This window comes from Streptomyces sp. SP17BM10, from assembly GCF_036322405.1.
Lineage (GTDB): Bacteria > Actinomycetota > Actinomycetes > Streptomycetales > Streptomycetaceae > Kitasatospora.
Genome location: NZ_JAQYXB010000312.1, coordinates 1 through 706 on the forward strand (window position 1 = coordinate 1; position 706 = coordinate 706).

Consider the following 706-nt stretch of genomic DNA (forward strand, 5'->3'; position numbering starts at 1 on the left):
CTCGTAGTGGTGGCAGAGGTTGGCGAGGCTGCCGTGGTCGATCACGACGCCCTTGGGCCGCCCCGTCGAGCCCGAGGTGTAGATGACGTACGCCGCGTGCCGCGGAACCAGGGCCACCCCGAGATCGCCAGAACCCTGCCGCGCCACCGCCTCGTCGTCGAGCAGCAGTCGAGCGACCCCCGGATAGCCCCCGCCCAGCTCCCGATCGGTGACCAGCACCTCCGGAACCGCGTCCGCCAACACGAACTCCACCCGCTCACGCGGATACTCCGCATCGACCGGCAGATACGTCCCGCCCGCCTTCAGCACCGCCAGCAACGCCACCACCGACTCCACCGACCGCGGCAACAACACCGCAACCCGCACCTCCGGCCCCACACCCCGCGCCACCAACTCCCGCGCCACCCGGTTCGCCCACGCGTTCAGCTCACCGAAGCTCAACTCCCGCCCACCGCACACCAGAGCGCGTGCCTCCGGGGTCATCCGCGCCTGCCGCTCGAAGAGCCGGTGCACCGGCTCGGGGTCGGCCACCGGCACGACGACACCGGCCCACTCCCCCAACTGCTCCCGCTCCGAGTCCGCCAGGACCTCCAGCGCCCCCACCCGCACATCCGGCTCCATCGCCATCCCGGCGAGCACCCGGACGAACCGCTGCACCAGCACCTCGGCGGTCGACCGGTCGAACAGGTCGCTCGCGAACTCCAAC

The 706-nt window shown here is 71.7% G+C and carries 1 protein-coding gene; it reads right to left on the minus strand.

Annotated features, from left to right (window positions below; all coding sequences use genetic code 11):
* On the minus strand, positions 1 to 706 hold a 706-nt coding region (locus PUR71_RS01570; protein WP_329924462.1), incomplete at both ends, for an AMP-binding protein.